Annotated in this window: 23 protein-coding genes and 1 tRNA gene; 8 read left to right on the plus strand and 16 right to left on the minus strand. The window is 66.7% G+C overall.

The annotated features are described in order from the left end of the window. Nucleotides 1–623 precede the first annotated feature (623 nt). Together LGR64_RS12955 and LGR64_RS12960 are read left to right on the plus strand one after the other, a co-directional pair. Nucleotides 624–836, plus strand: coding sequence for a hypothetical protein (locus LGR64_RS12955; RefSeq protein WP_141836051.1), 213 nt, complete (start codon nucleotides 624–626; stop codon nucleotides 834–836). A 553-nt stretch (nucleotides 837–1,389) separates the two neighbouring features. Next, nucleotides 1,390–1,881 carry a tyrosine-type recombinase/integrase gene (locus tag LGR64_RS12960; RefSeq protein ID WP_141836047.1) on the plus strand — a complete coding sequence of 164 codons (492 nt, stop codon included), beginning with the start codon at nucleotides 1,390–1,392 and terminating at the stop codon, nucleotides 1,879–1,881. Between the two features lie 115 nt (nucleotides 1,882–1,996). Here the strand turns inward: LGR64_RS12960 and LGR64_RS12965 are convergent. From LGR64_RS12965 to tolB, 5 genes are all read right to left on the minus strand, one after another. Further along, a tRNA-Lys gene (locus tag LGR64_RS12965) sits at nucleotides 1,997–2,072 on the minus strand. A 68-nt stretch (nucleotides 2,073–2,140) separates the two neighbouring features. After that, on the minus strand, nucleotides 2,141–2,968 hold the full coding sequence (locus LGR64_RS12970; RefSeq protein ID WP_141836045.1) for a tRNA threonylcarbamoyladenosine dehydratase: 828 nt from the start codon (nucleotides 2,966–2,968) through the stop codon (nucleotides 2,141–2,143). Next, the gene (ybgF, locus tag LGR64_RS12975; RefSeq protein WP_012205234.1) at nucleotides 2,968–3,750 is read right to left on the minus strand and encodes a tol-pal system protein YbgF; all 783 of its coding nucleotides are present in this window, start codon (nucleotides 3,748–3,750) and stop codon (nucleotides 2,968–2,970) included. The genes LGR64_RS12970 and ybgF overlap by 1 nt, the downstream gene beginning before the upstream one ends. Next, nucleotides 3,750–4,292 carry a peptidoglycan-associated lipoprotein Pal gene (gene pal / locus LGR64_RS12980; RefSeq protein ID WP_013802696.1) on the minus strand — a complete coding sequence of 181 codons (543 nt, stop codon included), beginning with the start codon at nucleotides 4,290–4,292 and terminating at the stop codon, nucleotides 3,750–3,752. The genes ybgF and pal overlap by 1 nt, the downstream gene beginning before the upstream one ends. Before the next feature lie 77 nt (nucleotides 4,293–4,369). Beyond that, nucleotides 4,370–5,689, minus strand: coding sequence for a Tol-Pal system beta propeller repeat protein TolB (gene tolB, locus LGR64_RS12985; RefSeq protein ID WP_013802697.1), 1,320 nt, complete (start codon nucleotides 5,687–5,689; stop codon nucleotides 4,370–4,372). A gap of 189 nt (nucleotides 5,690–5,878) precedes the next feature. Between tolB and msbA the strand changes: the two genes are divergently transcribed. Further along, entirely contained in the window at nucleotides 5,879–7,696 is a 1,818-nt protein-coding gene (msbA, locus tag LGR64_RS12990; RefSeq protein WP_013802698.1) for a lipid A export permease/ATP-binding protein MsbA, read from the plus strand. A 45-nt stretch (nucleotides 7,697–7,741) separates the two neighbouring features. On the opposite strand, the gene LGR64_RS12995 is transcribed toward msbA, so the two are convergent. From LGR64_RS12995 to mltG, 6 genes are all read right to left on the minus strand, one after another. After that, complete coding sequence (locus LGR64_RS12995) at nucleotides 7,742–8,473, minus strand: ankyrin repeat domain-containing protein (RefSeq protein ID WP_141836039.1); 732 nt, start codon at nucleotides 8,471–8,473, stop codon at nucleotides 7,742–7,744. Beyond that, nucleotides 8,464–9,276, minus strand: coding sequence for a TatD family hydrolase (locus tag LGR64_RS13000; RefSeq protein ID WP_034392844.1), 813 nt, complete (start codon nucleotides 9,274–9,276; stop codon nucleotides 8,464–8,466). The genes LGR64_RS12995 and LGR64_RS13000 overlap by 10 nt, the downstream gene beginning before the upstream one ends. An 83-nt stretch (nucleotides 9,277–9,359) precedes the next feature. Then, nucleotides 9,360–9,719: a PilZ domain-containing protein gene (locus LGR64_RS13005; RefSeq protein ID WP_012205228.1), complete on the minus strand. Its 360-nt coding sequence runs from the start codon at nucleotides 9,717–9,719 to the stop codon at nucleotides 9,360–9,362. Between the two features lie 143 nt (nucleotides 9,720–9,862). Next, on the minus strand, nucleotides 9,863–10,912 hold the full coding sequence (locus LGR64_RS13010) for a DNA polymerase III subunit delta' (protein WP_230355659.1): 1,050 nt from the start codon (nucleotides 10,910–10,912) through the stop codon (nucleotides 9,863–9,865). Continuing rightward, on the minus strand, nucleotides 10,909–11,595 hold the full coding sequence (gene tmk / locus LGR64_RS13015; RefSeq protein ID WP_012205226.1) for a dTMP kinase: 687 nt from the start codon (nucleotides 11,593–11,595) through the stop codon (nucleotides 10,909–10,911). Before tmk ends, LGR64_RS13010 begins: the two co-directional genes overlap by 4 nt. A gap of 57 nt (nucleotides 11,596–11,652) precedes the next feature. Further along, the gene (gene mltG / locus LGR64_RS13020) at nucleotides 11,653–12,666 is read right to left on the minus strand and encodes an endolytic transglycosylase MltG (RefSeq protein ID WP_141836032.1); all 1,014 of its coding nucleotides are present in this window, start codon (nucleotides 12,664–12,666) and stop codon (nucleotides 11,653–11,655) included. Between the two features lie 46 nt (nucleotides 12,667–12,712). Between mltG and ygfZ the strand changes: the two genes are divergently transcribed. Then, the gene (gene ygfZ / locus LGR64_RS13025) at nucleotides 12,713–13,660 is read left to right on the plus strand and encodes a CAF17-like 4Fe-4S cluster assembly/insertion protein YgfZ (protein WP_141836029.1); all 948 of its coding nucleotides are present in this window, start codon (nucleotides 12,713–12,715) and stop codon (nucleotides 13,658–13,660) included. 35 nt (nucleotides 13,661–13,695) lie between these two features. Here ygfZ and LGR64_RS13030 read toward each other — a convergent pair whose 3' ends face one another. Together LGR64_RS13030 and LGR64_RS13035 are read right to left on the minus strand one after the other, a co-directional pair. Continuing rightward, entirely contained in the window at nucleotides 13,696–14,559 is an 864-nt protein-coding gene (locus LGR64_RS13030) for a YbgC/FadM family acyl-CoA thioesterase (protein WP_141836026.1), read from the minus strand. 61 nt (nucleotides 14,560–14,620) lie between these two features. Continuing rightward, nucleotides 14,621–15,625 carry an alpha/beta hydrolase gene (locus tag LGR64_RS13035; protein WP_141836023.1) on the minus strand — a complete coding sequence of 335 codons (1,005 nt, stop codon included), beginning with the start codon at nucleotides 15,623–15,625 and terminating at the stop codon, nucleotides 14,621–14,623. 300 nt (nucleotides 15,626–15,925) lie between these two features. Between LGR64_RS13035 and LGR64_RS13040 the strand changes: the two genes are divergently transcribed. Continuing rightward, on the plus strand, nucleotides 15,926–17,062 hold the full coding sequence (locus LGR64_RS13040) for an iron-containing alcohol dehydrogenase (protein WP_012205221.1): 1,137 nt from the start codon (nucleotides 15,926–15,928) through the stop codon (nucleotides 17,060–17,062). Between the two features lie 7 nt (nucleotides 17,063–17,069). Here the strand turns inward: LGR64_RS13040 and LGR64_RS13045 are convergent, their stop codons facing one another. From LGR64_RS13045 to LGR64_RS13055, 3 genes are all read right to left on the minus strand, one after another. Beyond that, a complete protein-coding gene (locus LGR64_RS13045; protein ID WP_230355661.1) occupies nucleotides 17,070–19,685 on the minus strand; it encodes an AI-2E family transporter in 2,616 nt (871 codons plus the stop codon). A 145-nt stretch (nucleotides 19,686–19,830) separates the two neighbouring features. Further along, nucleotides 19,831–20,742: a sensor histidine kinase gene (locus LGR64_RS13050; protein ID WP_230355663.1), complete on the minus strand. Its 912-nt coding sequence runs from the start codon at nucleotides 20,740–20,742 to the stop codon at nucleotides 19,831–19,833. A gap of 75 nt (nucleotides 20,743–20,817) precedes the next feature. Then, entirely contained in the window at nucleotides 20,818–21,597 is a 780-nt protein-coding gene (locus LGR64_RS13055) for a LuxR C-terminal-related transcriptional regulator (RefSeq protein ID WP_012205218.1), read from the minus strand. A 655-nt stretch (nucleotides 21,598–22,252) separates the two neighbouring features. Between LGR64_RS13055 and LGR64_RS13060 the strand changes: the two genes are divergently transcribed. From LGR64_RS13060 to LGR64_RS13070, 3 genes are all read left to right on the plus strand, one after another. Further along, complete coding sequence (locus tag LGR64_RS13060; protein ID WP_096916095.1) at nucleotides 22,253–22,714, plus strand: hypothetical protein; 462 nt, start codon at nucleotides 22,253–22,255, stop codon at nucleotides 22,712–22,714. 98 nt (nucleotides 22,715–22,812) lie between these two features. Beyond that, a complete protein-coding gene (locus tag LGR64_RS13065) occupies nucleotides 22,813–23,238 on the plus strand; it encodes a hypothetical protein (protein ID WP_096916094.1) in 426 nt (141 codons plus the stop codon). A gap of 242 nt (nucleotides 23,239–23,480) precedes the next feature. Next, a complete protein-coding gene (locus LGR64_RS13070; RefSeq protein WP_096916093.1) occupies nucleotides 23,481–25,118 on the plus strand; it encodes a DUF4384 domain-containing protein in 1,638 nt (545 codons plus the stop codon). Nucleotides 25,119–25,124 lie beyond the last annotated feature (6 nt).

The raw sequence follows: 25,124 nt of genomic DNA on the forward strand, positions 1-25,124 counted from the left end.
AAACGTGCAATGCCCCTAGCTCGGTCTCACTTATTCTTTGATCCATAACATTTTCTCCCGAATTTCAAATTAAGGAACGCCTCTGGAGGAAACGAAATTGCCAATGAGCAGTTTCATTGGGCGCCTATTTTTGTTCCTTTGGAAGCTGTATTACATCCGCGTACACATATCGAGAAGCATGAGCACAGCACGTGCAGCACGCTGTCTTGGTACCTTCTCGCGCAGCCAAGCCAGCCTGCGGCCTGGAGATAGCGCAAGGTCCGGAAGCAGCGTCTTATAAGAACGGCCAACAGTTAAGCAACGACCGGCCCATACACCACGCAAGGGGGTGCGCGCCAAGTCTAGGCGGCTCCCCAAGCCCCGGGATGCGAGACTGCCAGGGGTCTTTTTCCTTCATAACAGCCCCCGAGATGGATCGTTTGCAAAGACCGCGAGCAGTTCCTGACATTTCCTGAGGGCATGGATGCAGGGCGCGAGACGCGCCCTCTCGCGACGGGCTTCGCTGCCCTGATCCGCTTCTCCATATAGGTAATTGTTGTTACCCAAACGGTTTTCCGCTGGAAATCAGAGTAGTGTGAAAAAAGTTGGTCATTTTCGGTCAACACACAGGACCGGAGGTCCACATGAAATTCAAAGACACAAAAGGTCCATTTAGCCGCCAAAATAAATATTCTCTTCCAGATGTTGATAGTCATGCTGTATCTAACGATGACTATTTCCGCACGCCTGACCCACCACGCAAGAAAAAAATCAGCGATTGGGACACAGAATTTACTATAAATTTGGATTCTGCTGAACTGCGGGACACACCTCCTCCCTACCTCAACGGAAGATAATTGGAGTTTAATATGCTTTCACAACCTCGCACCCCATGGGAAGTCTTTTGGGATTCCGTCAAGAGTATCTTTTCTCCAGGTGTTCAGATAGAAGCACTTGATAGCAAAAGAAAGAATGACCCTTTATCCAGAGAGGAACGAAGGATCTATGAAGAAGAAAAGCAAATAAATCGAGATGCTTAGCTAGGCAAACCTTCGTCAACCAAATTAAAGCCACTCAACAGTGGCTTTTTTTCCGTGCGTGAGCACAGCGCGTGAAGTGCGCTGTCCTGATCTCTCCTTCTTCAAAAAGCCAGCCACAGAGCTGGCTTTCTGTGTTCTGGACCAGCATGAGCCAAGTCACTCCCCCCGCATTGCGCCCTCAGGCAAATTGGACTACCGGCTCAGCCGATTCCGGATTCCATCGGCCAGGTGCGCGCCAATCGGGAGAAGTCCCTGTTCTCGCATATGGAACTTTGCCCGGGAACAGGGCCTCACGAAGGCCTCCAACCCCTGCGCAGGCGTGCGAGGCTTCCGGGAGGATGGGCGGGATGTCGTAGTCGGCGACGACCTGATGGCTCGGCTGCTGGAGAAGGCCGCAGTATCCCTGCGGTTCGCTGTCCACTTGGCGCTCCTCACTGGCCAGCGCCCGGCCGACGTGCTTCGCATGAGCACCGACCACATTGCCGGCGGCATGCTCCACGTCCGCCAGGGCAAGACAGCCAAGCTGCGCATCGAGGTAACAGGCGCACTTCAGGAGCTGCTGGCCGAGATCCAGGCGTACAAAGTCCAGGTCAAAGCGGACACCGCGCAGCTGCTTGTGAACGAGGCGGGTCAGCCGCTGACAAAGAACATGCTCCGCGACCGCTTCGACGCCGCTCGGGATGCCGCCGGCATTCCCAAGGCGCAATTCCAGTTTCGGGACCTGCGCTCCACGGCCGCCACCACTGTGGATGACGACGGCGGGATACGCCATGCCCAGGCGCTGCTGGGGCATACAACGGAGGGCATGACAGCGCAGTACATCCGCCACAAGTTGGGCAAGAAGGTGAAGCCCGTGCGGTGAATTGCGGAACACGCCCAGAATTGCGGAACACGGGCCGCAAATCTCTGTTCCGTTTTGCTACTTCTTCGATAGCAAAGAAAAAAGGCCCCGTATCGCTACGGGGCCTTGTGTTCTTTGGTGGGTCCTGCGAGATTCGAACTCGCGACCAACGGATTAAAAGTCCGCTGCTCTACCGACTGAGCTAAAGACCCAAACCACGCTTTGCATGCATCAGATGCTGCTTAGCGAAGACATAGATTCTAGCACCAAAATTTACGCTTCAATTCTTGATGCGGCTCAGTTGATCGATGACCCAGCCTGCGGCGCACTGGCCGAAGGTGGCGGTGACGGCCACTACCGAGCCGTAGCCGTGGCAGTTGAGCGTGCCGTCGCCTTCGATGGCGCAAGAGGCATCGGGCGGGGCGACAGCCTCGCGGCTGAAGACGCAGGCGATGCCGATGCGCTTGCCTTCCTTGGGTGCACCGTGCTCGCGGCGCAGGCGGTAGCGCAGTTGGGCCAGCAGCGGGTCGTGCGTGGTGGCGCTGAGGTCGTCGATATCGACCTTGTGAGCCAGGCGCTTGCCGCCCGCTGCACCCACCGAGATGAAGCATTGCCGCGTGGCGCGCGCATGAGCGGCCATGGCGGTCTTGGCCTTGACCTGGTCGCAGGCGTCGATGACGGCGTCGGCGCCCGGGGGCAGCAGGCGCAGCCAGTTGTCCGGATCAACGAAGTCGTCGATGCAGTGCACGCGGCAGGCGGGGTTGATCTGGGCGATGCGCTCGCGCATGGCTTCGATCTTGGCCTGGCCCACGGTGGTGGTGAGTGCATGGATCTGGCGGTTGATGTTGGACTCGGCAACATGGTCCATGTCGATCAGGGTGAGTTCACCCACACCGCTGCGCGCCAGCGCCTCGGCGGTCCAGGAGCCCACGCCGCCGATGCCCACCACGACGACGTGCGCGGCGCGGATGCGCGCGGCGCCCGGCAAGCCATACAGGCGCTCCAGGCCGCCGAAGCGGCGCTGCAGGTCGGCATCAGAAAAAACAGCGCCTGCTTCAGGCGCTGTCTTGTCTTCTTCCGGGAGGGATGAAGAGCCCGTGTCGTTCATCACTTGAGGCTGGCGAGACGGTTCTTGGCCGCAGCCGTGGCTTCGGCGTTGGGATAGGCCTTGATCAGGTCTTCCAGCGTCTTTCGCGCGCCCTTGGTGTCCTTCATCTCGATCTGGCAGTTGGCGATGGACAGTGCCGCCTCCGGCGCCCGGCCGTGCATGGGGGCTGCCGCCAGCAGCGCGCGGAAGTTGGTGATCGCGTCCTTGTAGTTGCGATTGGCGTACTGCGCGTTGCCCAACCAAAAGCGTGCCGAGGGCACATAGCCGCTCTTGGGCCACTGGTTCAGGAAAGACGAGAACGCCGTGCCGGCTTCGGCAAAGCTGCCTGCGCGGAACTGTGCCAGCGCGGCTTCAAAGTCGCGCTTCTCTGCCGGGTCGGCCGCGAATTCCTGGCCGTCCACCGTCACCGTGACGGGCTCGAACTGGCGCAGGCGCTCGTCCACGCCCTTGGCGATGTCGCGCTGGCCGCGCTGCAGCTCGGCCACATCGCGCAGCAGCTGCTCGTTCTGGCCGCGCAGCTTGGCTTGCTCGGACTTGAGCTGCTCGATCTGCGACTGCAGTTCGAGCAGGCCACGGCGCGTTTGCGAGCTTTCCTCGGTCATGCGCTGCTGCGACTGCTGCATGCTGTCGACGCGCTGGCGCATTTCCAGGATGGCGCGGCGCGCCTCGTCATCGCCGAACAGTGCGGCATGGCCGCTGGCGGCGTAGCCGGCCATCAGGCCGGCCGCCAGCAGCGTGCGCAGCGCGGTGCGATGCAGGATCGGGGAGCGCTGCATGTTCATCAACGGTAGGACAGTTCAGCGCGGCGGTTTTGCGCGTAGGCGTCTTCGGAATGGCCTTCGGAGGCAGGCTTTTCCTTGCCATAGCTCACGGCTTCCATTTGCGCGTCGCTGACGCCCAGCAGGCCCAGCGAGCGGCGCACAGCTTCGGCGCGCTTTTGGCCCAGGGCCAGGTTGTATTCGCGGCCGCCGCGCTCGTCGGTGTGGCCTTCGATCTGGACCTTGCGAGCGGAAGATGCCTTCAGGAAGCGTGCATGGGCTTCGATCTGAGGCTGGGCGTCGGCCTTGACGACGTAGCTGTCGAAGTCGAAGTAGACGACGCGGCTGACGCCCTGGGGACCTGCCTTATCGGCGGCCGAGCCGGTCAGGTCCACGCCCGAGATGCCGCTTTGCGAGGTGCTGCCGGTGCCGGCACCGCTGCCCTGGCCCGTGCTGGTGGCGCCCGCGTCGGTGACCGGGGTTTCGTCAAGCTTGACGCCCGAGCTGCAACCTGCCATGAGTGCGGTGACTGCAAGTGCCAGGGAAAGTCGTTTGATGGTGATCATGAAAAATCTCCGTATGTCCGGGTGGACTTCGTGCTGAGTTGACTGATTGACTGAAAAGAAATCGAGGAAGCCGGATATCACTGGCGCTGGAACGGACCCCAGTCGGGCTCGCGGATGTCACCGCCCTGCCCTGCCAGCCGCGCCTTGATCTTGCCGTCGAGCGTGGTGGTCATCAGGGATTCGCGGCCCTGCTGCAGGGTGGCGTAGACGATCAGGCGGCTGTTCGGGGCGAAGCTGGGGCTTTCGTCGGCCGTGGTGTCGGTGATGGCATTCACTGTGCCGGTGCCCAGGTCCATGACGTGGAGCTTGAAGCCGCCGCCCACGCGCGAGACGTAGGCAAGCCACTTTCCATCGGGGCTGACGCTGGGCGAGATGTTGTAGTTGCCGGTGAAGGTGACGCGTTCCGCACTGCCGCCGGAGGCCGGCACCTTGTAGATCTGCGGAGCACCGCCACGGTCGCTGACGAAGTAGATGGAGCGGCCATCGCTGGAGAAGTTCGGCTCGGTGTCGATGCCGCTGCTTTGCATCAGTCGCCGCGGCTCGCCGCCCTGGGCACTGATCAGGTACAGCTGCGAGCCGCCGTCGCGGCTGAGCGTGACGGCCAGGGAGTTGCCGTCAGGCGACCAGGCCGGTGCGCTGTTGGAACCCCGGAAGTTGGCAACCAGGCGGCGGCGGCCACTGGCCACATCGTGCACATAGACCACGGGCTTGCGCGACTCGAAGGACACGTAGGCCAGTTGGGTGCCGGTGGGCGACCAGGCGGGCGAGATGATGGGCTCCGGGCTGGACAGGGCCGACTGGGCGTTCTCGCCATCGGCATCGGCCACCCACAGGCGGTAGTTGCTGCCCGCCTTGGTCACGTAGGCAATGCGCGTGGAGAACACGCCCTTCTCGCCCGTGAGTTTTTCGTAGATGTAGTCGGAGATGCGGTGGGCCACCAGGCGCAGGTCGCCCGTGGTGACGGCAAAGCCCTGGCCGCCCAGGTCCTGGCCCTTGACCACGTCCCAAAGGCGAAAGCGCACGTCGTAGCGGCCATCGGCCAGGCGCGTGATGCTGCCTACGGCCAGCGAGTCAGCGCTCTTTTGGCGCCACATGGCAACGTCGGGGCGCGAGGTTTCGTCCAGTTGCACGCCGGCCGTGTCCACGGCGCGGAACTGACCGCTGCGCTCCAGGTCAGCCTGGATGATGGCCGAGATCTTCTGGGGCGCCTGCCCTTCTCCCTTGAATGCTGCAATGGCGATGGGCAACTGGGTCAGGCCCACGCCCGTCACTTCGACGCGGAACTGGGCCAGCGCGGGAATTGCGGGGGTTGAGGCGAGAGCGGCCAGCAGGGTTCGGCGCGAAGTGCGCGGCACGGCCGCCAGGGAGGAGGGAGAAAGGAGTCGGTCAATAGTCATTGGCATTCATCAATATCTACGGGAAGACCCCGGTACTTGCACAGGTGCGAATGTTACACACACTGGATGCGTCACGATGTAAGAACGTGCACTGTAGGGTCTGTCGGCCCAGGCTTTCTCGATCCCCGGCAGCCGCATCAGTTCCCCATGAGGCAGCCCCAGGCAAGCCCGCCGTAAAATCCGCGCTTCATGCAAGCACCATCCTCACCGCCGCCGGCCCCTGCGCCGTCCGCCGCACCGGCGGCCCTTGATCTCGCCAGCACCCTGACCCTGTCGCAGCGCCTCAAGCGCCTGTCACCCTACTTTGGTGGCCAGCGCCTGGCCTGGACGCTTGCCGTGGCTGCCACGCTGGTGGGCGCGGTCACCGAGCCATTGATCCCTGCCCTGCTGCAGCCGCTGCTGGACAGCGGCTTCACCGACGGCACGCTGCCGCTGTGGTCGGTGCCGCTGGCCATCATCGGCGTGTTCCTGGTGCGGGGCCTGTCGCAGTTCGTGGGCCAGTACGCGCTGGCGCGCATTGCCAACGAGGGCATGCTGGCGCTGCGCAAGCGCCTGTTCGAGCGGCTGCTGGCGGCCGATATGGCGCTGTTCTCGCGCCAGTCGGCCTCATCGCTGTCCAACACCGTGGTCTATGAGGTACAGACCGGCTCCACGCTTCTGGTGCAGGCCATGCTGGGCATCTCGCGCGACGGTTTCACGCTGGTGGCGCTGCTGGGCTACCTGCTGTATCTGAACTGGCAGCTGACGCTGGTGGTGGCGGCCGTGGTGCCGGGCGTGGCCTGGATCATGAAGACGCTGTCGCGCCGCCTGTACCGCATCACCAAGATCAGCCAGGAGGCCACCGATTCCCTGGCCTATGTGGTGGAAGAGAACGTTCTGGCCCACCGCATGGTACGTCTGCATGGCGCGCAACAGGGCCAGCAAAAGCGCTTTGGCGGCCTGAGCGGGCAGCTGCGCAAGCTGGCCATCAAGGCCACCATCGCCTCGGCGGCCATGACGCCGCTGACCCAGTTGCTGGCCGCCGCCGCCCTGTCGGCCGTGATCTGCATTGCGCTGTGGCAAAGCCGGGGCACGGGCGCCGCTGCGGCCAATGTGCAGGATGTGACGGTGGGCAGCTTTGCGGCCTTCATCACGGCCATGCTGATGCTGATTGCCCCTATCCGACGCCTGGCCGATGTGGCCAACCCCATCACGCGTGGCGTGGCGGCGCTGGAGCGGGGCCTGCATCTGCTGGAGGGCTCGGGCGACGAGACCGGCGGCACGCAGGTGCCCGGCAAGGCGCGTGGCGAGATCGAGTTGCGCGACGTGTCCGTGCAGTTTGGCGAGGACAAGGCACCCGCACTGAGCCATGTGGACTTGCGCGTGCGCCCGGGCGAGGTGGTGGCCCTGGTCGGCCCCTCCGGCGCGGGCAAGACCACGCTGGTGAACCTGCTGCCACGCTTTTTGCAGCCCACGGGCGGCCAGTTGCTGCTGGACGGCACGCCCCTGCCCGAATGGGATCTGGCCGCGCTGCGCCAGCAGTTCGCCATGGTCAGCCAGGACGTCGTGATGTTCAACGACACCATTGCCGCCAACGTGGCGCTGGGCGGGGTGGAAGACGAGGCCCAGCTGTGGGCTGCGCTGGATGCCGCCAATCTGGGCTCCCATGTGCGCGGCCTGTCCAACGGACTGCAGACGGTGGTGGGCCACAACGCCAGCCAGCTGTCGGGGGGCCAGCGCCAGCGGCTGGCGATTGCACGGGCGCTGTACAAGGATGCGCCCATCCTGATCCTGGACGAGGCCACCTCGGCCCTGGACAACGAATCCGAGCGCCTGGTGCAGGAGGCGCTGACGCGGCTGATGCAGGGTCGCACGACCCTGGTCATCGCCCACCGGCTCTCGACCATCGAGCATGCCGACCGTGTGGTGGTGATGGAGCGCGGCCGCATTGCCGAGCAGGGAACGCATGCCGAGCTGCTGGCGCGGGACGGCCTGTACGCCCGATTGAGCAGGAATCACACAACCTGAGCTGGACAGCAGCGGCACCGGCAGTGCCACCCACCTGGCTTGCTGCTACCAGCTTCCGCGCGAAGGCTGGGTCTTGCGCTCGGCCTTGATGGCCTTGGTGAGTTTGTCCACCATGTACTGGCGGTCCACCTGCCGGGCAAAGTCGGCTGCGGTGAAGCCACGCTGGTTGCGCAGGACGACGTCGGCGCCCTCCTTGATCAGCAGGTCCACCACGGCTTCGCTGCTGTATTGGGCGGCCAGCATCAGCGGGGTGGTGCCGTTGGGCGAGTCGGCGTCGATGTAGGCGCTGTTGTCCAGCAGCAGCTTGACGATGTCCAGCGTCTTGGGCAGGTCGGCCGAGGTGGCGTAGTGCAGCGGCGTCCAGCCGGGGCGGTTGACATCGGCGCCCCGGCGTATGAGTTCCTTTGCCAGGTCAAGGTGGCCCTTGATGCAGGCCATCATCAGCGGCGTTTCGCCCTGCTGGGAGGCCTCGTTGACCTTGATGCCCGGGGATTTGAGCAGCACGTCGAACACGCCCAGCGAGCCTTGGTGCAAGGCAGCCACCAGGCCCGGGCGGCCGCGCGTGTCGCGGGTGTTGGGGTCGAAGCCGCGAAAGATCAGGTTGACCATGGCGCGCTCGTTGTCGCTGATGATGGCGCGCACGTAGTCGTCGTACTGGCTGGCATGCGCCAGCCCGCCGCTGGCTGCGGCCAGGGCTACCGCGGCCTGGCCGGCCCGGGCCAGCCAGTGGCGCCGGTCCACGCCCACGCGGCCACTGGCCGCAGCATTCAGTCGCATGCGACAACCCCCTTGAACAGCTGGTCGAAATTGGCACTGGTCAGGGCCGCCACGTCCTCCACGGCCATGCCGCGCACCTGCGCAATCTGCTGTGCCACGTAAGGCACGTAGGACGGATTGTTGGTCTTGCCGCGATAGGGAACGGGCGCCAGGTAGGGGCTGTCGGTCTCGATCAGCAGGCGGTCGGCCGGCACGAAGGCGGCCACGTCGCGCAGGTGCTGGGCGTTCTTGAAGGTAACGATGCCTGACATGGAGATGTAGTAGCCCAGGTCCAGCGCCGCACGCGCGACCTCCATGGTTTCGGTGAAGCAGTGGAACACGCCGCCAGCCTGGCCTGCCGAGCCGTCCTCGCCTTCTTCGCGCAGGATGGCCAGCGTGTCATCAGAGGCGCTGCGCGTATGGATGACCAGGGGCTTTTGTGTCTGGCGCGCAGCGCGGATGTGCACGCGAAAGCGCTCACGCTGCCACTCCAGGTCGGCAATGGTGCGCCCGCCCTTGCGGTCTTCCATGCCGTAGTAGTCCAGGCCCGTTTCGCCGATGGCCACCACGCGCGCCAGGGCGGCGCGCTCGACTAGGTCGGCCACGCTGGGCTCGGTCATGTGTTCCGTATCGGGGTGCACGCCCACCGTGGCCCAGAAATTGTCGTGGTCCAGCGCCAGCTGGTGCACATCGCCGAATTCCTCCATCGTGGTGCAGATGCACAGCGCACGCGTGACGCGCGCGGCCGCCATGGCCTCGCGGATCTCGGGCAGGCGGCTTTGCAGCTCGGGGAAATTCAGATGGCAGTGGGAATCGGTAAACATGGAATCTCGTGGTTCAGAAACAGGCATGCCGACCGGAGAGCATTTCCTCCGTGTCGGCATGCGGGCAGAGGCAGGTGCAGGACTCAGACCGTCTGCGTGGCCTTGTCCGAGGCCAGGGCCGAGCCCAGGATGTTCTCGATCTTGGCCTTGAGCTCGGCGGACTTCTCGTCCTTGGGGAACTGTATGCCTATGCCCTGCGTGCGGTTGCCCGAGGCGCGCGCGGGCGTGATCCACGCCACGCGGCCGGCCACGGGATAGCGCTGCGGCTCGTCGGGCAGGGTCAGCAGCACGTAGACATCATCGCCAAGACGGTACTCACGCTGCGTGGGCACGAAAACGCCCCCTTCGGCGAACATGGGAATGTAGGCGGCGTACAGCGCGGCCTTTTCCTTGATCGCCAGTTGCATCACGCTGGGACGGGGTGTGGTGGGTGCGGTGCTCATGGATGGTTTGCAGACATTGGTTCGGTGAGCGGCCGGCGCGATCGGCACCGGGCCCAGGGCAGTAGGTTAACAGGACGGGCTTTCATGTGGCGAAAAGCACCCAGCTGCGCTGCTGCACTGCCGCCACGCCCCCTCCCCGCGCCTCATCCCCGGCGCTGGCGGGCAGGCTGGCCGGACATGAGCACGCGCCGGGCCTCGGCGGCCAGGGCCTCGGTCATGAGTCCGGCGTTGAAGGGGTGGTCCGCCGTGCGCGCAGCCTGGGCCAGGGCGCGTGACCATTCGGCCAGCAGGCCCATGTCCAGCGGCCGCGAAGGCAGGTCGGCCGGCGTGAAGTAGCGCGGCGCGGCGCCTGCGGCCAGGGCCATCAGGTCGTGGCAGATCTTCTGCAAGGCCTCCACGGCATGGGGCGGAGCATAGGCGGCCAGGGCCGCCACATCGCCCTTGGCCAGCGCGCGCGGCAACTGGGACCAAGCGGCCATGTCCTTGCCGCCACCGCTGTGCGCCAATGCCAGCGCGTCGCCGGGCCGCCCGCCTGCGGCGCGCAGCGCCACTGCGGCAGCTTCCGGGGCCACGCCCTGCTCCTGCAGCCAGGCCAGGGCCTCTTGCTGATCGGGCCAGGCCATGGTGTGGGTCAGGCAACGGCTGCGGATGGTGGGCAGCAGCTGGTGGGCCGCCTCGCTGGCCAGCACGAAGCGGGCATCGCCCGGCGGCTCCTCCAGCGTCTTGAGCAGCGCATTGGCCGTGATGACGTTCATCTGCTCGGCCGGGTAGACCAGCACGGCCTTGCCGCGCCCGCGCGCGCTGGTGCGCTGGCAGAACTCCACGGCGTCGCGCATGGCCTCGACACGGATTTCCTTGCTGGGCTTGCGCTTCTTGTCGTCGATATCGGCCTGGGCCTTCTCGGGCAGCGGCCAGCCCAGCGCCATCATCTGCACCTCGGGCATGAGCACGCACAGATCGGCATGGGCGCGCACGTCGATGGCGTGGCAGCTGCCGCAGTGACCGCAGGCCCCCTGGGGCGACGGCGATTCGCACAGCCAGGCGCGCACCAGCGACAGAGACAGCGCGTACTGGCCCAGGCCGGAAGGTCCCTGCAGCAGCCAGGCGTGGCCGCGCTGGGCCAGCAGGCGCGTGCGTTGCCCGGCGATCCAGGCGGTGTCGGTCTCGGCCGGTTGTGGCAGCGCCTCGCTCATGCCGCACCTGCCTGTCCGCCGACCATGATGGCCAGCCAGCCCCGGCGCACCATGACCTGGGTGATCTGCTGCCAGACCGCATGCCGGCTGGCGTTGGAGTCGATGCGCGCAAAGCGCTGGGGCGCGGCGGCAGCGCGCGCCGCATAGCCCTGGGCCACGCGTGCGAAAAAGCTGCCGGGCTCGGACTCGAAGCGGTCCGGGACACGGGCCGAGGCCAGGCGCTCGGCGGCCACCTCGGCGGGCAGGTCGAACCAGAGCGTCAGGTGGGGCTCGCGCAGCAGATCGGGCTGGGGGGCGGTGCCCGTCTGCACCATGCGCTCCAGCGTGGCCAGCGGCTGCAGGTCAAAGCCCCGGCCCGCACCCTGGTAGGCAAAGGTGGCATCGGTGAAGCGGTCGCAGAGCACGACTTCGCCGCGTGCCAGCGCGGGCTCGATCACCTGCACCAGGTGGTCGCGTCGCGCGGCAAAGGCGATCAGGGCCTCGGTCAGCGGGTCCATGGCGTCGTGCAGCATCAGCGCGCGCAGCTTTTCGGCCAGCGGCGTGCCGCCGGGCTCGCGGGTGAGCGTCACCGTGCGGCCCTGGTCACGGAAAGCCTGGGCCAGCGACGCGATGTGCGAGGACTTGCCGGCGCCATCGATGCCTTCGAAGCTGATGAACAGGCCGGCGGGAGTTGCAGTGGTCATATGGGAAGAGAGGATACGCAAGCGCTGCGCAAAGCGCAGCAGCCCTGGGGGAATATCTCAGGGCTTTTGCCCAGGGCTTTGCTGGCCGCGCTGGTAGCGGTTCACGGCGCGGTTGTGCTCGTCCAGCGAGGCACTGAAATGGCTGGTGCCGTCGCCACGCGCCACAAAGTACAGCGCCTTGGTCTGTCCGGGCTGCACGGCGGCCATGAGGGCGGCCTTGCCGGGCATGGCGATGGGCGTGGGCGGCAGGCCCGCGCGGGTGTAGGTGTTCCAGGGAGTATCGGTCTGCAGGTCGCGGCGGCGCAGGTTGCCGTCAAATTTCTCGCCCAGGCCGTAGATCACGGTGGGATCGGTCTGCAGCAGCATGCCGATGCGCAGGCGGTTGCTGAAGACACCGGCAATCTGTACGCGGTCGGCCGCGCGGCCGGTTTCCTTCTCGACGATGCTGGCCAGGATCAGCGCTTCGTCGGGCGTCTTGAGCGGCGTGTCGGCCGAGCGCAGCGCCCAGACATCGGCCAGGCGCCGGTCCATGGCATGCAGGGCGCGGCGCAGCACGGCCAGGTCGGAGCTGCCCTTGGCATAGGTATAGGTATCGGGGAAAAAGCGGCCCTCGGGTGCTACGCCCGTGCGGCCCAGGGCCTGCATGAGGGCAGCGTCGTCCATGCCTGCGCTTTCCTGGCGCAGGAATTCCTCGCGGGCCAGGGCGGCGCGCACCTGGCGCCAGTTCCAGCCTTCCACCAGGGTCAACGCCTTGAGCGATTCCTCGCCGCGCGCGAGTTTTTGCAGCAGCACATAGGGAGTCAGGCCCGTGGTCAGCTCATAGTTGCCGGCCTTGATCTGCCGGTCCCGCCCCGAGACGCGGAACCAGGCGTACAGCAGCCGCGCATCGGTCTGCACGCCGGCCTTGACCACTTCGCGGGCCACGCCACGCGGCGTGGTGCCGGGCTCGACCTCCAGCTCCAGCGTGGGCTGGGCCAGCGGCAGCGGCTGGTTCAGCCACCACCAGCCGGCACCGGCCAGCACGGCGGCCAGCACCAGCAACATCATCAAAGCGCGAAAGATAAAGCGCACAACCTCGGTCCAAGCAAGCAATAGAGCGGCTGATCATAATTCAGCCATGACCCAGCCTTTACTGAACGGCATTGCTTCCGTTCCCCATCTCGGCGTGATACGCGCCCTCGGCGAAGACGCCGCCCAGTTCCTGCATGGACAGCTGACCAACGACTTCGCGCTGCTGGATCTGCAGCATGCGCGTCTGTCGGCGTTCTGCACGGCCAAGGGCCGCATGCTGGCCAGCTTCATCGGCTTCAAGCGCAGCAAGGACGAGATCCTGCTGCTGTGCGACCGCAGCCTGCTGGCGCCCACGCTCAAGCGCCTGTCCATGTTCGTGCTGCGCGCCAAGTGCAAGCTCAGCGACGCCACGGCCGAATTCACGCTGCACGGGCTGGCTGGCGATGCCGCCGCGCAGGCCCTGGGCCCGGCAGCCGTGCCCTGGACCAAGACCGATGACGGCGACGCCAGCCTGATCGCCCTGTACCCGGCCGCCGGCCAGCCGCGCGCCCTGCGCGTGGCGCCCGTGGGCGCGCCACTGCCCGAAGGCCCTGCACTCAGCGAGGCCGACTGGCTCTGGAGCGAAGTCGCCAGCGGCATTGCCACGCTGTCGGCGCCTGTGGTGGATGCCTTTGTGCCGCAGATGCTCAACTACGAATCGGTGGAAGGCGTGAATTTCAAGAAGGGCTGCTACCCAGGCCAGGAGGTGGTGGCCCGCAGCCAGTTCCGGGGCACGCTCAAGCGCCGCGCCTACCTGGCCCATGCACAGCAGCCGCTGGCCACCGGCATGGAGGTCTTCACGCCCGAGGACCTGGAGCAGGCCACCGGCACCGTGGTCCAGGCCGCCCCTGCGCCCGGCGGGGGCTGGGACGCCATCGTCTCCATGCAGACCAGCTCGGCCGACCAGCCCCTGCTGGCTCATGCCGCCCTGGGCGAAGGCCAGCGCGCCGATGCCGCACAGGCCGTGGCGCTGCAGCTCAAGCCCCTGCCCTACGCGTTGCGCGAGGACATTTGAGATTTGAACCTTGCACCGCCTGAGCTGCCTGCAGCTCAGGCGGTGAGCACTTTCCTCATGGTGATGTGGGGGATGCCGGCCTCTTCATAGGGCTCGCCTTCCGGCGTGAAGCCCGCGCGCAGGTAGAACGACTCGGCATGGCGCTGCGCATGCAGCACGACTTCGCGGTCGCCGCGCTGGCGCGAGGCTTCGACCAGGCTGTCCAGCACGATGCGGCCCCAGCGGCCGCCGCGCACGCTGCGGTCCACGGCCATGCGGCCGATCCTGCCCGCGCCGGGGCTGTCGCTGACCAGGCGGCCGGTGGCGATCGGCTGGCCCAGGCCGTTGTAGACCACGGCGTGGCGGGCCACGGGGTCGAACTCGTCGATCTCGATCTCGCGCGGCACGCCCTGCTCGTGCACGAACACGGCCAGGCGCAGGCGCTCGGCGTCGCGGCCCAGGTCGTTCCAGCTGCCCGATGCCACGCGCACCACGCTCTGGCCGGCCTCATAGGCCGTGAGCACGTCGCGCAGCTGCTGCGGCACGGGCAGCGGCTGGCGCGTGGTGGCATCGGCGAACACATAGACCAGTTCCACGGTATTGAGCAGTTCCATGCCCCGGAAGACGCCGGCCTCGAACAACAGCGAGGTATTGCCCTGCCTGGCACAGCGTATGCCCACATGCAGCACGTCGCCCAGCGTGGCCGATGCGTGATAGGTGGTGGTGGCCTTCTTGACGAACAGCTCGCCGCCCAGGGCCGCGAAGGACGATTCATAGGGCAGGCCCAGCTGGCGCCAGTAGTCGGTGACGGCCACGTCGGCGTACATCAGGTAGTGGGCGTTGAAGACGATCTTCTGGGCGTCCACTTCGGACCAGCGCACTTCGATGCGTTGCAGCGTGCGGAAATCTTGGCGTTGCATGGGGGTGTTTCTCTCCTGTTGTCTTGGGGTGTCTTGGTGTGTTTTTGGTGCGTCTTGGCCTTCAGGCCGCGAAGGCGTCGCTCAAGGCGCGCGCCATGTCGGCATGTGCACGGCGCGCTTCGGCAATGGCACGGCCCATCTTGACGAATTCATGGGTCACGCCCCGGTAGATCTCCAGGTCCACGGGCACGCCGGACATGCGCAGCTTGTCGGCGTATTCCACGCCCTCATCCACCAGCGGGTCGCATTCGGCCAGGCCTATCCAGGCCGGGGCCACGCCGTCCACATCGGGGGCCAGCAGCGGGGCAAAGCGCCAGTCCTCGCGGTCGGCGGGGCTGTTGAGGTACTGGGCGAAGAACCAGGTGATGGCCGGCTCGTCGATCACCAGCCCGTGGGCGAAGCGGCGGTGCGAGTCGGTGTCCTGGTTCGCCGTCGTGCCCGGGTAGATCAGCAGTTGCAGGGCCAGCTTGAGGCCGGTGTCGCGCGCATGGATGGCGCAGGCCGCGGCCAGCGTGCCGCCCGCGCTGTCGCCGCCCACGGCCAGGCGCGCAGGGTCGGCTCCCAGCGAGCCCGCCTGCGCGGCCAGCCACTGCAGCGCGTCCCAGGCGTCGTTGTGGGCGGTGGGAAACTTGTGCTCTGGCGCGCGCCGATAGTCCAGCGAGACCACCATGGCGCCCGACAGATGGGCCAGCTGGCGGCACAGCACGTCGTGCGTGGCCACGCTGCCTACGGTGAAGCCGCCGCCGTGCAGGTACAGCAGCACGGGCAGGCCCGTGGCCGGCGCCTGGCTGCGCTCAACGGGCGCATAGAGCCGAGCGGGCAGCAAGGCGCCATCGCGTGCGGGAATCTGCAGATCCTCGACACGCGGCAGAACCGGCTTGGGAATTTCTAGCACGCCGGCCCCCGCCTCGTAGGCGGCACGTGCGCCCTCGGCGCCCAGCTGGTGCAGGGGCGTGCGCGCGGCGCGCTCCATGCGGCGCAGCACATCGCGCATCTGGTGGGTCAGGGACGCCGGCAGCGGCGTGGCGTGGGAGGAGGATTCAGTCTGGGGCACGTTCAGGAGCACGTTCAGGGACAGGTTCGGTAGCGACTATCGGGCAAGGCAATTCGGTGCGGCCGGCGAGGTGCGGCCGGCGAGGTGCGGCCGACCAGGCACGGCAGGCACGGCGCAGCAGGCATTGTGCCGCGAGCACAAGGCCCTGGCAGCCATGCGATGGCAGCGCATGCCCGCGCTGTCGCCCCCGTGACCGCCGCAGCGCCCTCTCAGGGTTTGCTTTGTTTGCAGTGCAGCACGCGCGGTCTAGATTCGGCGCACTCCCCCTGATCCCCACCATGGGCCGCAACGGCCCGCAACGAGTCACCGACCATGGCCTTCATCAACTACGTCACCCAGATCCAGTTTGACTTCGGCGCCGTGCGCCTGTTGCGCCAGGAGTGCGAGCGCGTGGGCATCACGCGGCCGCTGATCGTCACCGACCAGGGCGTCAAGGCCGCTGGCGTGCTGCAAAAGGCGCTGGATGCGCTGGGCGGCATGCCGCATGCAGTGTTCGACCAGACGCCCTCCAACCCCACCGAGGCCGCCGTGCGCGCGGCCGCTGCGATCTACCAGGAGCAGCGCTGTGACGGCCTGATCGCCGTGGGCGGCGGCAGCGCCATCGACTGCGCCAAGGGCGTGGCGATTGCAGCCACGCACGAAGGGCCGCTGTCGCACTACGCCACCATCGAGGGAGGCTCGCCGCGCATCAGCGAGCGCGTGGCCCCGCTGATCGCCGTGCCCACCACCAGCGGCACGGGCAGCGAGGTGGCGCGCGGCGCCATCATCATCGTGGACGACCACCGCAAGCTGGGCTTTCACAGCTGGCACCTGGTGCCCCGTGCCGCCATCTGCGACCCGGAACTGACCTACGGCCTGCCCGCCATGCTGACGGCCGCCACGGGCATGGACGCCATCGCCCATTGCATGGAGACCTTCATGGCGGCGGCCTTCAACCCGCCTGCCGACGGCATTGCGCTTGATGGCCTCACGCGCGGCTGGGCCCACATCGAGCGCGCCACGCGCAACGGCCAGGACGCCGAGGCGCGCCGCCAGCTGATGAGCGCCAGCATGCAGGGCGCCATGGCCTTCCAGAAGGGTCTGGGCTGCGTGCACAGCCTCAGCCACAGCCTGGGCGGCGTGAACCCGCGCCTGCACCATGGCACGCTGAACGCCATGTTCCTGCCCGCCGTGGTGCGCTTCAATGCCGAGGCCGAGAGCGTGCGCGCCGAACAGCGCCTGCAGCGCATGGCACACGCCATGGGCCTGGACTCGGGCAGCGACATTCCCGAAGCCATACGCGACATGAACGCCCGCCTGGGCCTGCCCACGGGCCTGGCGGCCATGGGTGTGGAGCGCGCGCAGTTCGCGGCCGTGATCGGCGGCGCGCTCAAGGACCATTGCCACGGCACGAACCCGCGCCTGGCCAGCGCCGACGACTACGAGCAGATGCTGGCCACCTCGCTGTAAGCGGGACTCAGCCGCCAGCACTCGGTTGGGGTGTTGTCGATGGTGACGACGATGGTGGCTGGGGTGTCGTTTGGGATGCCACTTGCGCCGGAGTTTGTGCCGAAGTCTGCACCGGAGCCGGTGCAGCGCCAGCTTCCATCATCCGGCGCACCTCCACGTTCTGCATCAACTGCTCGGCCATGACGCCCAGCAGCTCCAGATCTGCCGCCGAGACCTCGCGCGGCGCGTCGTCCATGATGCAAAAGCTGCCCAGCACCGTGCCGTGGCGGTTCTTGAGCGGCACGCCCGCGTAAAAGCGCAGCCGCATCGCCTGCAACGCGGGGTTGCCGGCAAATCGGGGGTCGCGCGCGGCGTCATGCACCACCAGGGCGTCACCGCCATGGACCACGTAGGAGCAGATGGACTGCGCACGCGGCATGCCGGCGGAAGCCGGGTCGCCCTGGTCCGCCACCAGCAGGCTGCCGGGCGTGTGCACGCGGTCGGCATCAACCCATGAGACCTGGGCCCATTTCACATCGAAGGCATTGGCGGCCTGCTGGGCTGCCTCGTGGTACAGCGACGGCAGGCCGGGCCCGAGCACGCCGCTGTCGTGCAGCTGGCGCACGCGCTGCTCATCGTCATCGGGAATGGGCGCGGCGAGGCCCTGGCCTGCCGCGTCAGGCAGGCGCAAGGCGTCCACCCACAACTGCAGCTCGCGCAGGCCGGACACGCAGGCGGCGGCGCCGCAGCGGCGCGCGAACTCGGGGTCGGACACCACGGCCGGCGCATTCCACAGCGCCAGCACCACGCGCAGGTGCGGCCAATGGCGGCGCACGCGGCGCATCAGTTGGCGCACCACGGTCTGGGGCTGGGTGCTGAAGACGGACAGCACCAGCAATTGCGCCTCGGCCAGGGCTTGCGCTCCTGCGTGGCCTTGCGGCAGGCCGCCCTGCCCCGGTCCCAGCTGGCGCCATTGCGGGTCGGCGGCCAGGGCCCAGTCCGAGCAGCTGACCACGTGGCCGCGCAGCGCCTCGCTGTGCGCCACCATGGCGGCGGCCAGGGCATCGACCTCCCAGCGCGCGCCCACGCAATGGATGCGCAGGGCGCGCGTGGCCAGGGCCGCAGCGGGCGGCGGATGGCTTTCGCGCAGTTCTTCGATCAGGGCATCCATGCCGCTGGACAGGCGCAGCCGGTGTTCGGCCGTGGCCGATTCCAGGTGCTGCTGCGTGGCCAGGCGCAGTGCGGGGATGGCCACCTCGTCATAGAAACCGGCCACCGCTGCCGAGCGTTCGTCCGCCGAGGCGCGCGCCGGCAGCCTTGCGTCCACCAGTTCATGCGCCAGCGTGACCGCGTCTTCCACGTCGTCGGCCAGCAGGCGCTGGTACAGGCGCTGGGCCGGCCCCAGCACGGGCGAGCTGCCCAGCAGCACTTCCATGAATTGCAGCGCCGGGATGTAGCGCCCCAGCACCAGCAGGCAGACCGTGAGCGGGGTGGACAGGATCAGCCCAATCGGCCCCCACAGCGCTGTCCAGAAGGTGGCCGACACGATGATGGACAGCGTGGACAGGCCCGTGCTGCTGCCATACAGCCAGGGCTCGATGAGGTTGTTGCTGATCAGCTCCAGCGCCATGATCAGGCCCAGCGTCATCAGCAGCATCTGCCAGCCCGGGTCCACGGCAAAGGCCAGCGCCAGCGGGAAGGCGGCCGAGATCATGGCCCCCACATAGGGCACGAAACGCATGATGGCCGCCAGCACGCCCCAGAGAATGGCGCCCGGCACGCCAATGAACCACAGCCCCGCCGCCATGGGCAGTCCGTAGGTGATGTTGACCACGAACTGCATGCGCAGGTACTTGCCTATGCGCTGCGAGGCCTCGTCCAGCGCGTCGGTGGCCACGTGCAGGTTGCCGCCCATCAGGCGCAGCAACCGGTCGCGCAGGTCATCGCGGTCCAGCAGGATGAGGATCACGAACAGCAGCACGATGCCGGCCATGGTCACGGGCTCGGCCACGCGGCCCAGCCACTGCAGCATGCGCGCCGTGGGCTTTTGCTCGGGCGACTGGATCTCCACCTTCTGCACGCGGGGCGTGGTGGCGCCGCGAGATATCTCGCGCTCCACGGTGTCATAGGTGCGCAGCGCGCCGTCCCAGGCGCTGGGCATGTTGGCGTTCCTGCGCAGGCTGCGCAGCTTGTCGCGGATGGTGTTCTGGTAGGTGGGCAGATCGGCGCTGAGCTGCTGCACCTGGCTGCCCAGATAGGTACCCATTCCCGCCAGTGTCGCCAGCGCCATGACCACCACCAGCAGCGTGGCCGCCATGCGCGGCATGCCCCAGCGCTTGAGCCGGGAGACGGCCGGATCCAGCAAAAAACCGAACAACAGCGCCAGCGCCAGCGGAATCAGCAGGCCCTGGCCGAAATACAGGCCGGCGATGACGATGCTGGCCACCAGCAGCCCGGTGAGCAGGCGCAGCGCAGGCACCATGTCGGCCAGCTGTGCCAGGCCCGGCAGGGCCGAACGCACGCTGCGCGCGAAATCAGCATGGGTGGCGGAATTCGCGGCTGCATTGGCAGCATTGGCGCCTTCGGCGGCTGCAGGAAGGGCCTGCCGTGAAGGCGACGGCGCAGGGTCGGAATGTGGGTTCATGGAAACGGGATGTCAGGGCTTGGATGCAGGTATGGATACTGCCTCACATCCGCATATCGGGGGATTGCACAGCGCGCCGCGGGCCTGCCCTGTCAGCGGGCACCGCAATTGCCGGAACGCCGTTGCCGCCGGCGCATCGGCCCGATCACCAGCGCACACGCACCACGGTACCTCCACCGGCCCGCGGCAGGATGTCCAGCACAGCCCCGATGGCATGGGCGCGGCGATGCATGCCTGCCAGGCCCATGCCCTGCAGGCCAGGCGGGATGGCACCCTGCGCAGGGCCAGGGTCGGAAGGCAGGCCGCAGCCGTCATCTTCCACGCGCAGTTCCCAGTGCAACGCACGCCGGGCATCGCGGCCAGGGCTTGCAGCATCTGCACGATCCACCGGCTCCAGCACCAGCCACAGCGTGGTGGCGCGCGCATGCTGCAGCGCATTGCTCACGGCCTCCTGGGCGATGGCCAGCAACTGCTGGGACGGCTGGCCACGCGGCAGGTCTGGCAGGTCTTGCAAGACTGGCAGGTCCGGCACCCCGCGCAGCCCGGCGGCGGCATGCGGATCGGCCACGCTCCAGCAGATGCGCATGCCGCGCCGGTCCAGCACGGGCTGCAGCCGGTGGCGCAGGCGCGCCAGCCGCACTGGCAAGGCGTCTTCCATGGCGTCCATGGCATCCACCATGAGCCGCAGGTCCAGCAAGGCCTGCTCCAGCAGTTCCTGCGCCTGGCGCTGGCGGGTCTCGCGCGGGTCCAGCAAGGCCATGGCATGCACCAGCAGCCCGCCCACGCCGTCGTGCAGGTCGGCGGCAATGCGCCGGCGCTCGGCCTGCACTTCGCGCGAGGGCCGGGGACTGCGCCGGCGCCGCCACAGCAGCAGCCTGTGCAGTCGCCAGGCGCCCAGGGCGCACAGCAGCGCCGTGGATACCAGCAGGGCCAGGCTGGCCAGGCTCAGCCACGGCGGGGCCTGGGCGCCCGCCTGCCAGAGCCAGGCGCACAGGCCCAGCATCTGCAGCAGGCCCAGGGCCAGGCAGATGGCCAGCGTGCGAAGGGGATCTTTCATGGCCAAGCCGTGCCAGGCGCGGCCGCCATGGCCCGGGCGGCGGCAGGCCGCTGCGGGCAGGACGCCGCCCCAGGATCAGAACAGGCCGCGCAGCGATGCAAAGCGCACCGCCTGGGCGCGTGTGCGCACCTGCAGCTTGCGGTAGATGTTCTTGATGTGCGTGTTGACCGTCATGGCGCTGATCATCAGGCGCGAGCCGATCTCGGCGCTGGTGTAGCCGCTGGCGACCATGCGCAGCACCTCGCGCTCGCGCGTGGACAGGCGGTCTGCCTCGTCGGGCGTGCGGCGCTTGGGCTCGGCCCCCTGGGTCTTGTCGAAGCGCTGCAGCAACCTGCGCGCCAGGCTGGGGGTGACGGATGCGCCGCCATTGGCCACCTGCAGCACGGCCTGCGGATAGTTGCCGAACCAGGAGTTCTTGACGAGGTAGCCCGTGGCGCCCAGCTCGAAGGCGCGCAGCACCTGTTCGTCGTTTTCCATCACGGAGATGATGACGGCCTCGGCCGTGGGCCGCACGGTCTTCATCATGTCCAGCAGCTCGAAGCCCTCGCCGTCACCCAGGTTCAGGTCCACCAGCATCACGTCGAATTCATGCTGGCGGATGGCCTTGCGCCCGTCGCGCACGCTGCCGGCCTGGGCCACGACCAGGGTGCGCGGGTCGTTCATGATTTCCTGCGCAATGACCATGCGGATATGGGCATCGTCGTCCACCAGCAGCACCCGCACGGGTTTGTCGGGCTGGCCCGCCAGGTAGTCGGGCCACATGGCAGAGCTCAGACCTGTGCCCAGCATGCCCTGGGCGCGAGGGGACTCGGCGATCAGGGGACGGGCATCGGCGGGAACGTCGGATGGATTCATGCTGCTCTCCTCAAATGTCACGCCATGTATATGACGCAACCGATCACAGACTTGCCTTTCCACATTAAGAGAAATCGCAACCGATATCCACAATCTTTGACGAAGTTTGTGAAAGATTGCGTAGATTACAAATTAACACTTTTGTGAGAGGAATCGACTACGGAGTTTCCTGAGCGCCGGCCCGGCAGATCTTGCGGATCCAGACACCACGCACCGCGCCTTCAATCCCGCCCTGTGACAAAGGCCGATCCTGCCTTTGCTGCCGCCGCCGACCTCAGGTGCGTGCACTTCGATACACCAGGTTGCCCAAAATCCCCCGCACCCGCCGAAACGGCGACCCCAAGCAAAGCTGCAACCGTAAATTTTCTGTCGTTACACCTTGAAACTACCCAGATCCATTCATCGCGCACGGCTGCCGTTTTAACGCGATGCAGCCTGCCTGCAAACGGCTTGGGTGGGTAAGTACCCGGCAAGTGGATCAGCGCTCATGGCTACCCCGGACAAGAGATGGAATGGACGGATCTCCCCGAGCACATTGGAGTCCAGACAACGAGCAGGGGTCCAGGGAGACAAGGCCGGAAACCTCCGCAAAGTGTCTGAAAAACGGGTGCTTACACACCTCTTCCTGATAGTCCGATCCTTCCAAGGAGCCATCATGAAATCGCTTGCAATTCTTTCCCTGTGCCTGATCGCAACCGCCGCCATGGCAGATCAAGACAACCGCTACAGCAGCAGCTCCAAGATCGAAATCGACGGACCCAGCGTCCAGGTCACGGTGCTGAACAGAAGCGGGGTGCTGAACATGGCAACGGGTGGCGGCAAGGCCTCCCAGAATCTGGCCAGCAATGCGGGCAATGTGACCATCGACCACGGCGGCAGCTCTCTGCAGATCGTGGCAGCCTCGGGAACCGGCATCATGAACGTCGCCAATGGCTGGGGCGCCGTAGCCGTCAACAACCTCGCCTCCAACTACGGCGAAGTCGACGTGAAGGACCTGTCGATTCAGGTCGTGGCGGCCAAGAACTCTGGCATCGTCAACTATGCTGGCAACGGCTCCACCGCAGTGCAGAACATCTCCAGCAACAACGGCTGCGTGACCTGCTACAACAATCGCTGAGCCTGGCTGCCGGGTGAAGGCAATTGCCGGACGGCCCCCGGCCAACCGGCATAGCCTTCCCGGCACCGACCCAGCCCTCCGCACCAGGAGAGCCCACCATGCATAACGCCGCCATTCTCTGCTCGGCTGCCCTGTTGGCCTGGCTCGCCCTCGGAGCGCCCTCCATCCACGCAGCCGCTCCGGGCGAAGACCCGGTGGTACTGAACAAGCCCGTGGACTATCTGAGGCTGCCGACGGCCAAGCCCACGACATCGACGGGGCTGGAAACCGTGACCGACATACCCATCAACATCAAGGCCAAGATAGCGCGCTATGAAGCCATGTCGATGAACAATGCTCCGGGCGTCGCCACCGATGCCGACGTGGTGACCACCACAACGATGAGCAGTGCCGGCATGAAGCGCACCTGCACGCAGGACATTGCCAGCAATACCAACGCAAGCGCATTCAATCGCTACGGGCCACAGACCACCAAGGACCAGATCGTGGTTCTCAAGGGTGATCTGGTCAACGTCTGCCGATAGCGCGGCCGGCGGCCAGCCATCAGGCTCTGGGCCGCCCCGCCACTCTCGTCCCATATTTCCGGCGCCGGCGCCTGTACGCGCCTGTGCCCTGGCTCGCCGTTTTCCAGCAGAGGTCCATCATGCGCAACAGCCTCCCATCGCCAGGACTTCCCCGCCACGATGCCGCGCCCCGGCCGGCAGACAGCGGCCACGCGGACTACCGAGGGGCTTGGCGCCAGCGATGGTCTGGCAGACAGGGCTGCATGCGGGTTGTCGCCAGCGCCGTTTCAGCCTCCATCGTGCTGCTGTCGGGCTGCGCGCCGCTGGATGCGCGCAAGGACGCCAAGTACCTGGACAAGGTCTATGCGGCCGACCGCCCCGTGGTGCGGCCGGTGCGCTCGATATCGAGCTTTTCCGACTCGCTGATGTGCATGGACAGGATGTTCCGCAACAGCCACATGCCCACGGTGCTGATCACCAGCAAGCAGTTGCCCGACTACACGGGCCGCGTGGCCGTGGCCGCCAAGGAGATGGTGGTCACCGCCCTGTCCCAGATGTCGCGCGTCAGCAGTGCCTTCCGCTACGTGGACTATGAGGTGGACATCGCCCGCCAGGACACGGTGCAGAACCTCACCACCATCTTGCTCAACAACAACCAGATCCAGCTGCAGCGCCCTGCCCTGTATGTGTCGGGCGCCGTGTCCTTCATGGACCAGAACGTGCTGCGCAACAACGTGGACATAGGCACCAGCGCCTCGCGCCTGGAAACCGGCTACAGCAGCAACCGCAGCGGTGCCGTGCTGGGCATGGAGTTGCACCTGGGCGACTTCCGCACGCGCACCATCATTCCGGGCCTGGATTCGGCCAACGAAGTCGTCATCGGCAACGGCAGCCAGGGGCTGGATCTGGCCGGCCGCATCGGCTCCTACGGCGTGCAGTTCAGCGTGGGCCGCGACTATGCCCAGGGCTCGGGCCCGGCTGTGCGCACCCTGGTCGAGCTGGGCATGATCGAGCTGCTGGGCAAATGGTCACGCCTGCCCTACTGGCAGTGCCTGACGCTGGACCAGACCCATCCCGACTTCCAGCGCCAACTGCGCGACTGGTATGAGGAGGGCGGGGCCGGCATCCACCAGGAGCTGGTGCGCCAGTCGCTGATCAGCAAGGGCTATCTGCCTCCCGACGCACCGGCCTTCACCGCAGGCAACCCGCAGTGGCGCGAGGCCATAGGGCGCTTCCAGGCCGACAGCGGCATGGTGGTCAACGGTGTGGTGGACTTCAGCACCTACGAGCGCGCACTGCGAGACTTCGTGGCAGTCAGCGCCGATGGACACATGACGCGCATCGGCTGGAACACCAAGAGCGCGGCACCGGTCACCACCGCCGCCGAGAACGTGGCCGTGGCCACGGGCGACTACCGCTACGGCGCCCCCGCGCCCGACCGCAAGCTGGACCTGTGGCTGGAGAACATCACGCCCACGCGCACCTCCTTCGAGACGGGTGAGCAGCTGTTCCTGTCCGCCACCGTGTCGCGCGCCTCTTATCTGTCGTGCTTCATGGCGGGCGCCGACGGCGAGGTGGTAAGGCTCTTGCCCAACGATGTGAACCGCTCGGGCTGGATCACGGCCGCCCAGTCCGTGCGCCTGCCCGACTGGATGAGCCCCAACCCCGGCTATGTGATCAATGCCGGCCCGGCAGGCAAGGAAGGCGTGGCCTGCTTTGCCACCGAGCAGAACATGAGCGACAAGCTGCCCCAACTGCTGCAGAACAAGGCCTTCATCGCCATCCCGGGCATGCGCACACTGGAGGATGTCAACCAGGCTATGGCTAGCGGACTGGGCGCCGACCAGTACACAGGCATGGCCCGCTTCTGGCAAGTGGTTCCGGCCCAGGCCAAGCGCTGATGCGCC

Source organism: Delftia sp. Lp-1, assembly GCF_020523835.1.
Taxonomy (GTDB): domain Bacteria; phylum Pseudomonadota; class Gammaproteobacteria; order Burkholderiales; family Burkholderiaceae_C; genus Comamonas; species Comamonas acidovorans.

Bases quoted from the DNA above. Each gene is read 5' to 3' on its own strand.
- LGR64_RS12955 (WP_141836051.1), top strand. From the start codon at position 624: ATGAAATTCAAAGACACAAAAGGTCCATTTAGCCGCCAAAATAAATAT.
- LGR64_RS12960 (WP_141836047.1), top strand. From the start codon at position 1,390: ATGGCTCGGCTGCTGGAGAAGGCCGCAGTATCCCTGCGGTTCGCTGTC.
- LGR64_RS12970 (WP_141836045.1), bottom strand. From the start codon at position 2,968: ATGAACGACACGGGCTCTTCATCCCTCCCGGAAGAAGACAAGACAGCG.
- ybgF (WP_012205234.1), bottom strand. From the start codon at position 3,750: ATGAACATGCAGCGCTCCCCGATCCTGCATCGCACCGCGCTGCGCACG.
- pal (WP_013802696.1), bottom strand. From the start codon at position 4,292: ATGATCACCATCAAACGACTTTCCCTGGCACTTGCAGTCACCGCACTC.
- tolB (WP_013802697.1), bottom strand. From the start codon at position 5,689: ATGACTATTGACCGACTCCTTTCTCCCTCCTCCCTGGCGGCCGTGCCG.
- msbA (WP_013802698.1), top strand. From the start codon at position 5,879: ATGCAAGCACCATCCTCACCGCCGCCGGCCCCTGCGCCGTCCGCCGCA.
- LGR64_RS12995 (WP_141836039.1), bottom strand. From the start codon at position 8,473: ATGCGACTGAATGCTGCGGCCAGTGGCCGCGTGGGCGTGGACCGGCGC.
- LGR64_RS13000 (WP_034392844.1), bottom strand. From the start codon at position 9,276: ATGTTTACCGATTCCCACTGCCATCTGAATTTCCCCGAGCTGCAAAGC.
- LGR64_RS13005 (WP_012205228.1), bottom strand. From the start codon at position 9,719: ATGAGCACCGCACCCACCACACCCCGTCCCAGCGTGATGCAACTGGCG.
- LGR64_RS13010 (WP_230355659.1), bottom strand. From the start codon at position 10,912: ATGAGCGAGGCGCTGCCACAACCGGCCGAGACCGACACCGCCTGGATC.
- tmk (WP_012205226.1), bottom strand. From the start codon at position 11,595: ATGACCACTGCAACTCCCGCCGGCCTGTTCATCAGCTTCGAAGGCATC.
- ygfZ (WP_141836029.1), top strand. From the start codon at position 12,713: ATGACCCAGCCTTTACTGAACGGCATTGCTTCCGTTCCCCATCTCGGC.
- LGR64_RS13030 (WP_141836026.1), bottom strand. From the start codon at position 14,559: ATGCAACGCCAAGATTTCCGCACGCTGCAACGCATCGAAGTGCGCTGG.
- LGR64_RS13040 (WP_012205221.1), top strand. From the start codon at position 15,926: ATGGCCTTCATCAACTACGTCACCCAGATCCAGTTTGACTTCGGCGCC.
- LGR64_RS13045 (WP_230355661.1), bottom strand. From the start codon at position 19,685: ATGAACCCACATTCCGACCCTGCGCCGTCGCCTTCACGGCAGGCCCTT.
- LGR64_RS13050 (WP_230355663.1), bottom strand. From the start codon at position 20,742: ATGAAAGATCCCCTTCGCACGCTGGCCATCTGCCTGGCCCTGGGCCTG.
- LGR64_RS13055 (WP_012205218.1), bottom strand. From the start codon at position 21,597: ATGAATCCATCCGACGTTCCCGCCGATGCCCGTCCCCTGATCGCCGAG.
- LGR64_RS13060 (WP_096916095.1), top strand. From the start codon at position 22,253: ATGAAATCGCTTGCAATTCTTTCCCTGTGCCTGATCGCAACCGCCGCC.
- LGR64_RS13065 (WP_096916094.1), top strand. From the start codon at position 22,813: ATGCATAACGCCGCCATTCTCTGCTCGGCTGCCCTGTTGGCCTGGCTC.
- LGR64_RS13070 (WP_096916093.1), top strand. From the start codon at position 23,481: ATGCGGGTTGTCGCCAGCGCCGTTTCAGCCTCCATCGTGCTGCTGTCG.